The organism is Chitinophaga sp. 05T412, assembly GCF_056396465.1.
Genome location: NZ_JBFTLN010000004.1, coordinates 490,220 through 505,272 on the forward strand (window position 1 = coordinate 490,220; position 15,053 = coordinate 505,272).

Below are 15,053 nucleotides of genomic sequence, written 5' to 3' on the forward strand. Positions count from 1 at the left end.
TAAAATAAGGAGAAAAAGAAAAATAAAATTCGCTCTGATCACCTGCTTCAATAGCTTTTTGCTTTTCGCTTTCAGCTTTTTGCTATAAAATGTATATTTGACTCCCATTTTTTAAATATCGGCCAGAAAAAAAACAGACATGGATTTTAATGAGTTTAAGCAGTCCTTACAGCAGGAACATCCACCAAAATTATTGTCGGTATTCCTGGAATCGTTGTGGTATGACGGTAAGGGCAACTGGAAGAAAGCACATGATCTGGTAGATGATTTACCGGGAACAGCAGCTGCACGGGTGCATGCTTATCTGCATCGGGTAGAAGGCGATGAATCAAATGCCGCTTACTGGTATCGCCGTGCAGGCGCCCAAAGGCCCGCCTATAGCCAGGAACAGGAATGGGAAGTATTAGTGCAGCAATTTTTGAAATAGCTTCTGGCTGGTAGCTTTTAGCCTCCTGGCTGTTGACTGATAGCTAAAAGCTAACACCTAACAGCTATTTGTCGTATATTCCACACGACAGCAGATCTATCATTATTGAATCGTTAGTTTATTTTAGCTTTTAGCGGAGTATGTGGAAATTTATCCTTTTACTATTTTTATCAGTTCAGTTCATTACAATTGCTGGCCATGCGCAATCTTACGGATTACGCTTTTCCAGCCATGAAGTAGTACAGGAAAGACGAACCAGTTTACACCTCACCTCCGCAGATCCGATTTGTTTTAAGAAAGATGCCGAGATTTCCTTCGATCTGAATTTCCTGCCCTATAAGGAAACTTATTTTGGATATGTGCTGCGTATCATTGCCGCCAACAACCAGAACGTAGATCTGGTGTACAACCAAAAAGAACGCACCTTCAATTTTTTGATTGGAGAAAGTTTTTCGAGGGCATTTGCGGTAGACTCGCTGGCACTATTTGGCCAATGGATACATTTTTCTATCCGGTTCGATCTCGCCAGTAATGAGGCGGCGATAGCCGTGAATGGCAGGTTCATCGCTAAAGGCCCTGCTAAATTGGGTACGCCACTATGTATGCGCGTCTTTTTTGGTACCAATACTTTCGAAGGCTTTCAAACGGTAGATATACCACCCATGAACCTACGAAATGTGGTGGTAAAAGAAGGAGGGAGCATCAAATACAATTGGCCGCTTTCAGAAAATACCGGCAACACCGCCACCGATCTGATTGACGGCAAAACCGCTACCATCAATAATGCCAACTGGATAGGACCTAAACACCGCAACTGGAACCTGGTACAACAATGGGAAATTGCAGGAAATCCCAGTGTGGCATTCGACAGAAATACAGAAGTATTATATGTGGTATCTGCCGACTCCCTGTATCACATCTCCTTTAAAAACGAGCAACAGCAAGGCGTCCGGCTGTCGCAGCGCCTGGATAGCCTGATGGCGGGGAACCAGTCGGTATTTAACCCCTACCATAAAAAGCTCTATAATTTTTATATTGATCATAAAAAGATCGGTGCATACGACTCCCTCAATCGTAAATGGGAAGTCAGCTATGCGCCTGATTTACTGACCGTTTACTGGCAGGCCAATAAGTTTATCTCTGCCGCAGATGATGCGCTTTATATCATCGGTGGTTACGGACAGTTGCAGTATAAAAATACAGTACAGCGATACAGTTTCGCTACCCACCAATGGGATTCCATACCCACTGCTGGCGAGCGGCTGACGCCCCGTTACCTCGCCGCCATGGGCAGCACGCCGGATGGCGATACTGCGTTTATCCTTGGGGGTTATGGCAGCAACAGCGGTAATCAGGTAGTAAATCCCCGTCATTATTACGATTTATTGTCGTTTTCAGTCAGCGACCATGCTTTTCATAAAATCTATCAGCTGCCGGAACCGCCCGCCCAGTTTAGCTTTGCTAACAGCCTGGTAATAGATCCCCTCACGCGGTCTTATTATGCGCTCATTTTTCCGGATGATAAATTCAATACATCGCTGCAACTGATTGAAGGCTCGCTGAAGGAACCTACTTACGCGCCGCTGGGAGATGCGATCCCGTACTCTTTTCATGACATCAAATCTTTCGCGGACCTTTATTATTGCAAAGACAGTAAAAAACTGGTAGCTGTTACGCTCTACACTTCCAAAGAGAATATCACTACCGTGAAAGTATATACGCTGGAATTTCCGCCTGGTGTGATGATCACGGAAACAGCCAGCCTGCATAGCGTTTCCGGCTTGTACTACCTGTTGCTGCTGCCATTCGTGGTGGCTGTGGTACTGCTATTACTCAAACGTCGCAAGTCAGCAACGCCGGTTATTCCGGCAGCAGATACACCTGCGATACATCCGCCGGCTGATGTGGCATCGCCACCACCAGTAGCACCACCGCCTGCCATCGCGATCGAGCCTGCGAAGGAGTCAGTGCCCTTACCAGAAGCAACCAAAAGAGGCCATATCTTTTTCTTCGGCCCATTTGAAGTACAGGATAAAGAAGGACAGGATGTTACCAAATTCTTTACCCCGTTACTAAAAGAATTATTCCTGCTGATCGCTATTCATACCGTCCGTTCGGGGAAAGGCATTTCTTCTGATAAATTATATGCCACCTTATGGCGCGATAAATCCAGTAAGGAAGCGCAGAATAACCGCTCTGTGAATATGGTGAAGCTCAAAGCCATCCTCGATAAGCTTGGCGCCTGCGCTTTTGCGAAGGAAGCGGACCGGTGGAGTTTACAATATAACCCCGCCGATATCCGCATGGACCTGGCAGATTTCCAGCAGCTGCTGCACTCGCCCCGCCCATTATTGCCGCAAACGGTGCGGGAGCTGTTAGGCATTTTGCGCCGCGGTTCCTTCCTGCCTGATGTAAACTACGCCTGGCTGGAAGACATCCAGTCTGAATTGTCTAATAATGCCCTCGATATTTTAACCGAAGCCGCTGCCCAGTTTACCACTGATCCGGAGCTGCTCATCGAAATTGCCGATAGCATTTTCCTGTTTGATCCGGTAAATGAAGATGCGTTGCGCTGGAAATGCAGTAGTCTGGTATCATTAGGGCGTCACTCGCTGGCCAAAACGGCCTTCAACAAATTTGCGAAAGAATACCAGCATATGTATGGAGAGGAATTTACCGATCCGTTTACCGCCTACTCCGGCGATAAATAAATAAGGGGAGTTGAAGGCCTTCAACTCCCCCCAATTTCCGCTTAATTTCAATTTTTCTATGCTTGTTAGTGCATTATTAGTGCTGCTATTAAGGCGGTGCGTATAAATTGCACAGTAATGAATAGAACAAGATTCCACGAAGATGGCACTCATGCCGTTTTATTACAAAAAAGAAGGATGCTGATGATGAAAGTCATCAGCATTCTTTTTCCTTTTATATTATTAGGCGGCCTGGAGTTAACGCTGCGACTATTTCATTATGGTCATGACCTGCGGTTATTTATTACCGCGCCGGATAATAACGATTACTACATCTTCAATCCTGATGCTTCCCGCAGATATTTTTCCAACCCCGGCATTGCCACCACCGGCAACCGGGAGTTATTTAAAAAAGTAAAGGACCCCAATACCCTCCGGATTTTTGTATTGGGAGAATCTACTACCATTGGCTATCCCTATTTTCATAATGGCTCTTTTCATCGCTGGCTCCAATACCGGTTGATGCATACCTGCCCCGATAAGCGGCTTGAGATCATTAATTTGTCACTAACAGGCGTTAATTCCTATACCATAGCGGGTTTCGCGAAAGAGTTATTGCCTTATCAGCCGGATGCGGTGCTCATTTATACCGGGCATAATGAATACTACGGTTGTCTGGGTGTTGGTAGCACCGACAGAATTGCGGGCAATCCTTTCCTGATTCACGGGATGCTCTGGTTGCGGGATTTCCGGATTACACAGTGGATGGCGAACATGTTGCAAAGATTATCGCCCGGGCAGACAGCGACGCCAGGGAGCGAAGGTAAAACCCGGATGGAGCTGATGGTCAGGGACCAGGAAATTCCTTTTGGATCGGAGCGCTACGAAAGGGGCATTGCTCAGTTTAAAACCAATATGGATCATACCCTGCGTTTGTTGAACGAAGCGCAGGTGCCAGTTTTTGTGAGCAATGTGGTGTCAACGGAAAAAGATCTCTTTCCATTTACCAGCATAACACCCGATAGTACAAAGTTCCCCGGTTTTATGCCTCTCTATAAAAAGGGCCAAGTGCTGCTGGCAGGCCGCGATACCGCCGCCGCACAGCGGGCGTTCCTGGCGGCCGACAGCATTTTCCCGGCACATGCCGGCTGTAATTACTACCTGGCCAATCTGTTGCTGCAACAAAGCGATACGCTACATGCCAAACAATATTTCGATAAAGCCCGCGACCTGGATGCCCTTCGTTTCCGGGCGCCTTCCCGGCTCAATCTGGTGATCCTCGAATTATGCAGCCGGTATAAGAATACCCACCTGGTGGATGCCAATGCCGTATTTGAAGCCAACAGCGAAGGACATATTATTGGCAACAACCTGATCCTGGAACATGTGCATCCTAACCTGAAAGGCTATGCGCTATTATCCGATGCCTTTTATAATGCGCTGAAACAAACCGGCGTGATCCGGGTCACGGCCAACGTTGAAATGTCATTCGCAGCGCTGCTGCAAACCATGCCGCTAACAGTAATAGATTCGCTCTCCGGCGCTTATAAAATAGCCCGGCTGAAGAGAAGCAAGCCGTTTGTAAGCACTGCCCTAACCAACGATACCACCCTGATTACCACTACAGAAGAACAGCTTGCCTATGATATTGCTTTCAGACATACTAGCTGGGCCGCCGCCATGGAACAGCTGTATCATCACTATAATCAGCAGGGCGATTTAGGGAAGGCGGGCACTATTGCAGCAGCGTTTGTACAGGAGCATCCCACCGAGACAGCCTGGTATGAAGAAACGGCGAATTATATGGGCAAGGAAAATCATCCTGCCGCCGCCATCTTTTATTTTCAGCGGGCATTTGCATTATCGCCTTCTTTCAAAGTAGCCAGGATGTTGTTTGTGCTGCACCTGCAACTGGATCAAACGCAGGAGGCCTTGCCGTATCTCGACTACGCCCTCCAAAATAATGAGCAGCACTTGAACCTGGAGCCGGTGAAAGCCTTGCTGATGCAGGTAATGCAATTGCAGCAGGTGGCCGCCGGTCATCCGGGTAACATAGACGCGCTGTTAGCCATTGCAGATAAGTATTTGAGGATGGGCAATAAAGCGGGTGCGGTTTTATACGTAGAAAAGGTATTACATGCAGCGCCTGCGAATAAATCGGCGCTCGCATTACTGGATCAGCTAAAAAAAGTGTAGGTCATGCAACATGCGGTGAACAGGCAACAATGCATTGAATTCGGACAGGTGGCCACTTTGGTGGCTATCATAGCTGCATTGTATACCCGGGATTTTTTATATGCACAGCTGGCATTGCCGGTGCTGTTGATCACCTTGTTGCAGCCTGGATGGCTTTATCCGTTAGCCTGGATATGGTTGGGCGCTGCTAAGTTGCTGGGCGCTGTCAACGTTCGCATACTGCTCACTTTGGTTTTTATAGTCGTGTTAGTGCCAGTAGGTCTTTGGCGGAAACTGCGTGGCAGGGATACTTTGCAGCTGCAACAGTTTAAAAAAGACGATACTACGGTCATGGTCGTACGGAATCATGTATATACGAAAGCCGATTTGGAACATACATTTTAGAACTATATAATTCTCACGGGATGGAATTTTTGCAGGAGCTATTTTACTTTTTAAGGACGCGTAAAAAATGGTGGTTGCTGCCCTTGATTGTGCTATTGGTGCTACTGGCCTCGCTGGTGGCATTGACCAGCGTATCGGCGTTGGCGCCTTTTATTTACGCTATATTTTAGGGCGGTGAGGACGATTGTGTTGGGCATATCTGCTTATTACCATGATAGTGCGGCGGCGCTGTTGATCGACGGACATATTGTGGCTGCCGCGCAGGAAGAGCGTTTTACGCGCATTAAGCAGGACGCAGCGTTTCCGGCGCAAGCCATTCAATATGTGTTATCGGAGGCGGGTATTACCATGGATGAATTGTCGGCCATTGCCTTTTATGATAAGCCGTTGTTGAAGTTTGAACGTTTGCTGGAAACCTATCATGCCTTTGTTCCCCGCGGCTGGCGCAGCTTTGTGGCAGCTATGCCGGTATGGATGAAGGAAAAGGTGTTTATGAAACAGCAGTTGCGCAAAGCGTTTCGACAGCTGGGCGCTACTACCCGTATTCCCTTGTTTTTTCCGGAGCATCATTTGTCGCATGCAGCCAGCGCGTTTTATCCTTCTCCTTATGATACTGCTGCCATCCTCACCATAGATGGTGTAGGAGAGTGGGCTACCACCACTATTGGACAAGGCGCCGGGAAGGAAATTAAGTTGTTGCGGGAGCTGCGCTTTCCGCATTCGCCGGGATTGCTGTATGCGGCGTTTACTTATTTCCTGGGGTTCAAAGTAAACAGCGGCGAATATAAATTAATGGGATTATCGCCATATGGACAGCCAGATTCGCCGCAGACGGCGCTTTTCCGGGAAAAGATCCTTACCACGTTGGTGGATATACGAAATGATGGATCTATCCTGTTGAACATGGACTATTTCGAATTTGCCACGGGGATGAAAATGATCCACAGCGGCAAATGGGAAGCATTGTTCGGCATCAAACGCCGGGAGGCAGAATCGGAAATCCTGCCGGAGCATATGAATCTGGCGCTGGCCATACAGCAGGTAACAGAAAACATAGTGCTGGCACTGGCGCGTACAGCGAAGGAGATTACCGGAAGCGATTACCTCGTGATGGCCGGTGGGGTAGCATTGAATGGCGTGGCCAATAACAAAATCAGGGAAGCGGGTATTTTTAAGGACATCTGGATACAGCCAGCGGCGGGCGATGCGGGCGGTGCTATTGGGGCAGCGGCTGCTGTGTACCATATTGGTATGGAACAACCGCGGATTTTTTTTTCGGGAGATGATGGCATGCAGGGTGCTTTCCTCGGTCCGGCCTATGGCGACAAGGACATCCGGCAGATGATGAACCAATATGATGCAAAGGGAACGTACTGGCCTGATTTTCAGTCGCTCACCGACTTTATTAGTGCAAAATTAGCGGACGGAAAAGTAGTGGGCTGGTACCAGGACAGGATGGAATTTGGTCCGCGGGCACTGGGCAATCGTAGCATCCTGGCAGATCCCCGTCACGCAGATATGCAGCGTATCATTAACCTGAAAATTAAATTCCGCGAAGGCTTTCGTCCGTTTGCGCCGGCGGTGCTGGCAGAAGATGCAACAGATTATTTTGAAACAGGCACTCCTTCTCCTTATATGTTATTTGTAACGCCGGTGAAAAAATCGCAGCGTTGCGAAAACAACACCACTACAGCTGCCTTATATGAACGCCTATACGAAGTTCGTTCTGTGGTGCCGGCGGTAACGCATATCGACTATTCCGCGCGGATACAAACCGTGCACCGTGCGCAGCACCCTAAGTTCTGGCAGCTTATTAATAGTTTTAAAAAACTCACAGGTTGTCCTATGTTGATCAACACCTCTTTTAATGTAAGAGGTGAACCCATTGTGCATACACCTGCCGATGCCTGGCTGGCTTTCATGCGTACAGAAATGGATTATCTGGTACTGGGTAACTATGTTTTTGAACGCAGTGAGCAAAACGCTTTGCCCGTCCACCTGTTCCCGGTATACGAAAAGGACTGATGCCGTTATTCATCTCCGGAAAAAAATAAAAAAAACAGGGCATTAATCTTTTGTTAGTTCATTATTAGCGCTGTTGTTAGGCCGGCGAAGCTTACTTGCAGGGTATTATTTTATCAATCGAAATTTGTTCGCGTTATGAAAAGATTACTATTGCTGATGCTCCTCGCATCAGGTCTGCTGCAGGCTTATGGCCAAAAGCAGCCGACAAAGGGTAAAGTGCTGGATGAATCCGGCCAACCACTACCCGGCGCCACGGTCCGATTAAAGGGTACTAACATTTCAAGCCCCACCAACGCCCAGGGCGAATTCCAGATTGCTACCGGCGATGCCACGACGCCCGTATTAGTCATTTCTTATATCGGCTACCTCACCGAAGAAGTGACCGCCACAGGCGCCCCACTTTCCATTCACCTGAAATCGGATGCCAGGGCATTGAATGACGTGGTAGTCGTAGGGTATGGTACGCAAAAGAAACGGGATGTTACCGGCGCTACCAGCTCGGTAAAAGCCGTGGAAATTGCCAAGCGTCCATTGGTAAGAGTAGAACAGGCCTTACAAGGTACTACCTCCGGCGTTACCGTACAAAGCAACAGCGGTCAGCCTGGTAAAGGTATCAGCGTAAGAATCCGCGGCGCCAGCTCCATCACCGGCAACAATGATCCGCTGTATGTAATTGATGGATACATTGGCGGCAACCTCGAATCCATTGCTCCCGCCGATATTGAAAGCCTGGAGATTTTGAAAGATGCTTCTGCCACGGCCATCTATGGTTCCAGGGGCTCCAACGGCGTGGTAATGGTCACTACCAAATCCGGTAAATCCGGTAAGCCCAGGGTAGACGTTAGCGGATGGCTGAGCAAAAACTCCCTGCCGAAAAAACTGAACCTGCTGAATGCATACCAATTTGCCTCACAAGTAAATAAGAAAGGGGATGTAGTAGGCACCGGCCAACCCTTTACCCAGGATCAACTGGACGCACTCCGGAAAAATCCCGGTGGCACCAACTGGCAGGATGAATTAACACAAAAGCCACTCGCACAAAATTACCAGGTAGCAGTTTCCGGTGGTGGAGAAAATGTAAAATATTATCTCTCTTACAACTACCTCGATCAACCAGGCTTGCTGATCAACTCCGGTTATAAAAGAAATACGCTGAGAGCAAATGTAGATGTGAAGCTCAACGACCGGATGGACCTGAAAGTAAATATCACCGGCCTGTTACCCACTTCTCACAATACAGATTTCTCCGGCGATATCACCGACCCGTTTGCACAATCCAGTATGTGGGACCCTACCAGTGCTGTGAGAGACGCCACAGGTAACTATATCGCACAATCTAATTTCGCATCCCTCGCGAAAAATCCGGTACAGAATATCCTGAGCCGTTCTGTAGATGGTAAAACCTCCAACATCACAGCTACCGGCGTTTTTACCTATCGTATTATCGATCACCTCACCTTTACCTCCAACAACAGCTACGAGCTGCAACATCAGCAAACACAATCCATTTTTCCTCCGGGAACAAATGAAGGATATAACGGTAACGACTATGCCAAAATGGATATCAATCGCTACAGAAGCTGGCAAAACTCCAACTTCCTGACCTATAATAACCGATTCGGCGATCACTCGCTCACCGTTACTGCCCTCTTTGAACAAGCGTCTAAAACCAATACCAACAACATTGCGCAGGCGAATAAACTATCTACGTATAGCCTTGGTTACTGGAATCTTGGCTTAGGTAAAACCCAATCAACCACCAGCGGTTACTGGGCCGATGCCTTGATTTCTTACATGGGCAGAGTCAACTATGGCTTTAGAGATAAATACCTCTTGACCCTGGCCGTGCGTACAGATGGCTCTTCCCACCTGGTACAGAAATATTCTACCTTCCCATCTGTAGCATTAGGCTGGGCGGTAGACAAAGAAGGATTCATGGCCAATTCAAAAGTAGTAACCGCCCTGAAAGTGCGTGCCAGCTACGGACAAACCGGTAACCAGGCCGTACCTGCTTATTCTACCATTGCACAAATTGGCACAGCGCCTCCGTACTATTTCGATGGCAGCACGCCCAGTGTAAATACACCACTGGGTACACCCGTATCCACTACGCTGAGATGGGAAAAGAATACGACCTATGATGTGGGTGTTGATATGGAATTCTGGCGTGGCCGTTTAACGTTCACCGCAGATGCATATAATAAGAAAGTAGCCGACCTGTTGTATAACACCGATAACCCTTTCTACTATGGTGGTGGCAGCTTCCAGCGGAATATCGGCAGCGTGAAAAATACCGGCCTGGAATTTAGCGTAGGCGGTACACCGGTAGTAGGTAAAGATTTCAAATGGACCAGCAACTTTAATATCTCCTTCAATAAAAATGAAGTACTGGATCTGGGTGGACAAGACAATATCATCGTCAGTAATATTGGCTCCGCGCAACAAGGCGTATCCATCATTAAAGTAGGACAACCACTGGGTACCTTCTACGGTTACAAATACCTCGGCACCTGGAAAAATTCCGAGAAAGCAGAAGCTGCTTTATACGGTAAAAAGCCCGGTGATACCCGCTATGCAGATCTGGATGGAGATCACAAATTATCTGGCGGCGACCTGACCACCATTGGGAATGGGATGCCTAAGTATTATTTCGGTTTCATCAATGATTTCTCTTACAAAAACTGGAGCCTGAACATCATGTTCCAGGGTACACATGGTAATCAGATGTTTTCTTTCAGCCAGGCCTATACCATGGGCGGACTGGGAGATGCACGTGACGCTACCAACGCCCGCATACTGGATATGTGGACGCCTGACAAGGAAACAGATGTTCCCGTGTATGGTAACCAGAATGAAATCAAAAGCAGTCGGTATGTATATGATGCCAGCTATATTAAGCTGAAAAATATTTCCCTCACTTACAGCATTCCACAAACCTTGTTACGCCGCATTCGCGCCCGTAGCCTGGATGTATATATCAGCGGTCAGAACATCTGGACCATCACTAATTTCCCTGGCTACGATCCGGAGGTAACCAATGCTACCAATGCGATCACACAGGGCTTGGAAACAGGTACCATTCCTAATCCTAAATCGTATACAGTAGGCGTAAGACTTGGTTTATAATTGAAATAACAGCAGCAAAAGCTGCTGGGTTTCTAAAAAATACTATTATGAACAAAAAATATTTTCTACCGCTGGTGATAACAGCGATGATAGGCACTTCTTCCTGTGTTAAGCTAAGGGAAGATCCCAAAGCCACTTTAACGCCCGGCAACTATTTCAACACACAAAATGAACTGGATGGCGCCGTTACATCCGCTTACCGCGCACTGGCCATCGATGGCGCCTGGGGATTTACCAGCAAAATGACGGCTTACTTCGGGTCTGATGACCTGACCACACATCCGGAGTCCAATAAGGCTGATTCGCGGGAATTTGACCAACTACAGGGTACCAGTACCAACAGTAGTTTAAGAGCCGGATGGGAAGGCCCCTGGAATACCATTTATCAGGTAAATAATGTGATCACTAATTATGAAAAAGTAGCGGCAGCTACACCGGATGCCCTTCAGCAACGCACCTATTCCGGCGGACAGGCATACTTCCTCAGAGGGCTGTGTTATTTTTATTTAGTGAGAACATTTGGACCGTTGCCATTAGTGACTGGTCCTGCTGTGATCACCACTATTCCGGAACGGCAATCGCCAGATAAAATATATGCGCAGATTATAAGTGATCTTAAAAAAGCGGCTACTATGTTGCCCGACAAATGGCCCGCAGGCGTTGATGTAGGCCGCCCGGGCGCGCTTGCTGCCAGAGCTGTACTGGCCAATGTATACCTGACTATGGCTGGCTGGCCACTGAACCAGACGGCTAATTATGCGCTGGCCGCCACCGAAGCCAAAGCAGTGATAGATGCTAAGAAATTCGATCTCGTGCCCGACTATCTCGATGTATTCAAAACCAACAACAACATAGAATCTGTATTTGGCCTGGAATATAATGTAGGCGGCCAGTTACCTAACCGTTCCTTTGGCGCCACCTGTATTCCTGATGATGAAGGTGGATGGGACGACTTCTTCCCGGAAATTAATTACTTCAAAGATGCACCCGTTTGTAAACGTACTGATGAAACATTTCATACGGAAATCAAGAGCAACAAATTTGGGGTAGTCAGCTGGGATGATCCGAGAACCGCTACTAAACATCCTTACTATAACAAATTCCGTTATGGCGCCGGCGATGGTATTGTGGAAACGCCTACCAAAGTAATCAGCTTCAATGCCAGCACCAACAAAACTACCGACATTGTACGCTTTGCAGAAACGTTGTTGATTTACGCAGAAGCCACCGCTATGGCTACTAACTCGGTACCGGGAGATGCTTACGATGCGTTAAACAGGGTCAGACATCGTGCCGGCTTGCCGGATATCAAGACAGGTTTAACCGCCGCCGCTTTCCGCGATTCCATTGTGAATGAACGTAAGTATGAATTTGCTGGTGAATTTGGGCAGCGCTGGTTTGATATTGTTCGTTTGCAGTTGCTGCCGGCAGTCATCGCCAGACGTGATCCGAACGAATTTAAAATCCGCCCGCTCAATCCGGAATCGGTGAAGAATCCTGGACCTAAATACCTGGCGCCGATTCCATTCCGTGATCTCAATCTGAGCCCCGGCTGGACGCAGAATCCGAGCTATTAAGTATTACGGAGGAAGCTTTGCGAAGTACAGATTTGTGGGTGGATGGTCGCGAATCAATTTCGCGTTTACCATCCACCCATAAATCTGTATTTCGTAATTCCTAATTTGTAATTTGTATTCGTAAATTATAGTGAATGAAAAAAACAACGTGGACACTGTACAGCCTTTTGTTGCTGACACCATTCGTATACTTGTCCGGCAACGCTGCAGCAGCAGTCCCGGATACCATTCCCGGCGCTAAACAGCCTGTTGACCTGATTGACCCAACCATTGGTAACGTAGGCCAGTTATTAGAACCCACCCGGCCTACCGTTCAGTTGCCCAACCAGCTGATACGTTTTACGCCGCAACGAAAGGATTATATGGATGATCAGATTGATAATTTTCCACTCACCATTGTGTCGCACCGGTTAGGGCAGGTATTTTCCCTGAAACCGGCCATCGGTACACCCAATACCGCTGCCTGGGAGAGACGCATGGCCTATGATCATAACCTGGAAATCAACAAGCCCTGGTATTATACTACCTGGTTGCTCAATGAAGAGATAAACGTAGAATTCACCGCCGGTAGAAAAGCGGGCTACTATCGTTTTCGTTTCCCGCAGGGAAAAAGTAAATCATTGTTATTGGATGTTTATAATGATGGCGATGCGGCTTACAACTTCCTGCCAGGTAATGTACTTACGGGCATGGAAACTTATAGCGGCTACGTGAAAGTATATATGTACGGTGTTTTCAGTGAAGGCGGTACACCTGGCGTAGTAGAACAAGGACAGTTAACGAACAATAAAAGCATTGCTGGTAAAGGCATTAAAGCCTATATCAGTTTTCCTGCAGCCACTAAAGAGGTGACGTTTAAATACGCCATCAGTTATATCAGTCCGGCACAGGCGAAGAAAAATTATGAGGAAGAAGTCAGCCGCCAGCCGTTTGACGCGATAGCAGCCAGTGGTAAAAAAGCATGGACCGATGTGATCTCGCAGATACAGGTGAAAGGTGGTACGCCCGCGCAGCAACGTTCTTTCTATACTGCATTATACCGTTCTTATGAGCGGGCCGTGGATATTACCGAAGATGGGCAGTATTACAGCGGTTTTGATCAACAGATCCACCAGGACAAGCGTCCTTTTTATGTAGATGACTGGACCTGGGATACTTACCTGGCGCTGCATCCATTGAGAATGATCCTGCATCCCGCGCAGGAAGAAGATATGTTACAATCTTATGTGCACATGTACGAGCAAAGCGGCTGGATGCCTACATTTCCCGTGTTGTTCGGCGATCACGCCTGTATGAATGGTTTTCACTCGTCCGTAGTGATGCTGGATGCATGGAGAAAAGGGTTGAAGAAATTTGATATCGAAAAAGCGTATGAAGGCATGCGCAAAAATGCAACAGATGCCACGATGTTACCATGGCGCAATGGCGCTAAAACCACACTGGATGATTTCTATCACAACAAAGGATATTTTCCCGCTTTACATATAGGGGAGAAGGAAACCGTAGCAGCGGTGCATCCATTTGAAAAACGCCAGGCAGTAGCGGTAACGCTGGGTGGCGCGTACGACGACTGGGCCGTGTCAGAACTGGCAGGAGATCTGAATAAGAAAGAGGACCAGCGTTTGTTTGCACCAAGGGCGAAGAATTATAAAAATGTGTGGAACCCGGAGAAGCGCTTCTTCCTGCCGAAAGATGAGAAAGGCAACTGGATTGACATTAACGTGAAGTTTGATGGTGGCATGGGCGGTCGTGATTATTATGATGAAAATAATGGCTGGACTTACCTCTGGCAGGTACAGCAGGATATTCCGGGGCTGATGGAACTGATGGGTGGCAAGCAGGCGTTTGAAGACCGGCTGGACCAGCTGTTCCGCGAATCATTGGATATGTCGCGGTATGAGTTCTGGAGTAAGTTCCCGGATGCTACCGGTCTCGTAGGACAGTACTCCATGGGTAATGAACCCAGCTTCCATATTCCATATTTATATAACTACACGGGCTCGCCATGGAAAACGCAACAGCGCATTCGCTTCCTGCTGGATGCCTGGTTTAAGGATAATATTTTCGGTATTCCCGGTGATGAAGATGGAGGAGGGATGTCTGCTTTCGTGGTATTTTCTTCTATGGGTTTTTATCCTGTTACACCGGGAATTCCGGAGTATAGCATTGGTAGTCCGGTGTTTGAAGAAGTGCGTATTGCATTACCTGATAAAAAACAATTTACGATCAAAGCGCATAATAGCTCTGTGGTCAACAAATATATTCAGCAGGCGAAGTTTAACGGACAGCCTTTAAACAAACCTACTTTCACGCATCAGCAATTGGTAGATGGCGGTACCCTGGAGTTATTCATGGGGCCGAAGCCGAATAAGGGAGCTTTTAGCCATTAGCTTTTAGCCATTAGCTTTTAGCTTTTAGCAAATGCAGCGGAGAACATGTTATGTGTTAATCTCCGCTGCATTTGCTAAAAGCTAAAAGCTAATGGCTAAAAGCTGCCTGTTAATATCTGATGATAAAAGGATAATTTTCGCAAATACGCGCCTTTCAATTAGCGCTACATTTAACGTTAAGGAGTTGAACAACCAAAATTTTATTTTACGTACCTAACTGATTCCACCAGAAAATTAC

The 15,053-nt window shown here is 47.4% G+C and carries 9 protein-coding genes; all 9 read left to right on the forward strand.

Features of this window, described 5'->3' with window-relative positions; translation table 11 throughout:
• Positions 1–139: 139 nt before the first annotated feature.
• The 9 genes from AC1DFM_RS12345 (at position 140) to AC1DFM_RS12385 (ending at position 14,815) form a co-directional block, all read left to right on the forward strand.
• Entirely contained in the window at positions 140–427 is a 288-nt protein-coding gene (locus tag AC1DFM_RS12345; protein ID WP_477077038.1) for a hypothetical protein, read from the forward strand.
• 140 nt (positions 428–567) lie between these two features.
• Positions 568–3,138, forward strand: a complete 2,571-nt coding sequence (locus AC1DFM_RS12350; protein WP_477077039.1) for a hypothetical protein — start codon at positions 568–570, stop codon at positions 3,136–3,138.
• Between the two features lie 117 nt (positions 3,139–3,255).
• The gene (locus tag AC1DFM_RS12355) at positions 3,256–5,313 is read left to right on the forward strand and encodes an SGNH/GDSL hydrolase family protein (protein WP_477077040.1); all 2,058 of its coding nucleotides are present in this window, start codon (positions 3,256–3,258) and stop codon (positions 5,311–5,313) included.
• Between the two features lie 3 nt (positions 5,314–5,316).
• On the forward strand, positions 5,317–5,697 hold the full coding sequence (locus tag AC1DFM_RS12360) for an SxtJ family membrane protein (RefSeq protein WP_477077041.1): 381 nt from the start codon (positions 5,317–5,319) through the stop codon (positions 5,695–5,697).
• A 20-nt stretch (positions 5,698–5,717) separates the two neighbouring features.
• Positions 5,718–5,867: a DUF5989 family protein gene (locus AC1DFM_RS12365; protein WP_477077042.1), complete on the forward strand. Its 150-nt coding sequence runs from the start codon at positions 5,718–5,720 to the stop codon at positions 5,865–5,867.
• 4 nt (positions 5,868–5,871) lie between these two features.
• On the forward strand, positions 5,872–7,722 hold the full coding sequence (locus tag AC1DFM_RS12370) for a carbamoyltransferase family protein (protein ID WP_477077043.1): 1,851 nt from the start codon (positions 5,872–5,874) through the stop codon (positions 7,720–7,722).
• A 135-nt stretch (positions 7,723–7,857) separates the two neighbouring features.
• Positions 7,858–10,848: a SusC/RagA family TonB-linked outer membrane protein gene (locus AC1DFM_RS12375; protein ID WP_477077044.1), complete on the forward strand. Its 2,991-nt coding sequence runs from the start codon at positions 7,858–7,860 to the stop codon at positions 10,846–10,848.
• Between the two features lie 47 nt (positions 10,849–10,895).
• Positions 10,896–12,425, forward strand: coding sequence for a RagB/SusD family nutrient uptake outer membrane protein (locus AC1DFM_RS12380; RefSeq protein WP_477077045.1), 1,530 nt, complete (start codon positions 10,896–10,898; stop codon positions 12,423–12,425).
• A gap of 134 nt (positions 12,426–12,559) precedes the next feature.
• Entirely contained in the window at positions 12,560–14,815 is a 2,256-nt protein-coding gene (locus AC1DFM_RS12385) for a GH92 family glycosyl hydrolase (RefSeq protein ID WP_477077046.1), read from the forward strand.
• The last annotated feature ends 238 nt before the right edge of the window (positions 14,816–15,053 follow it).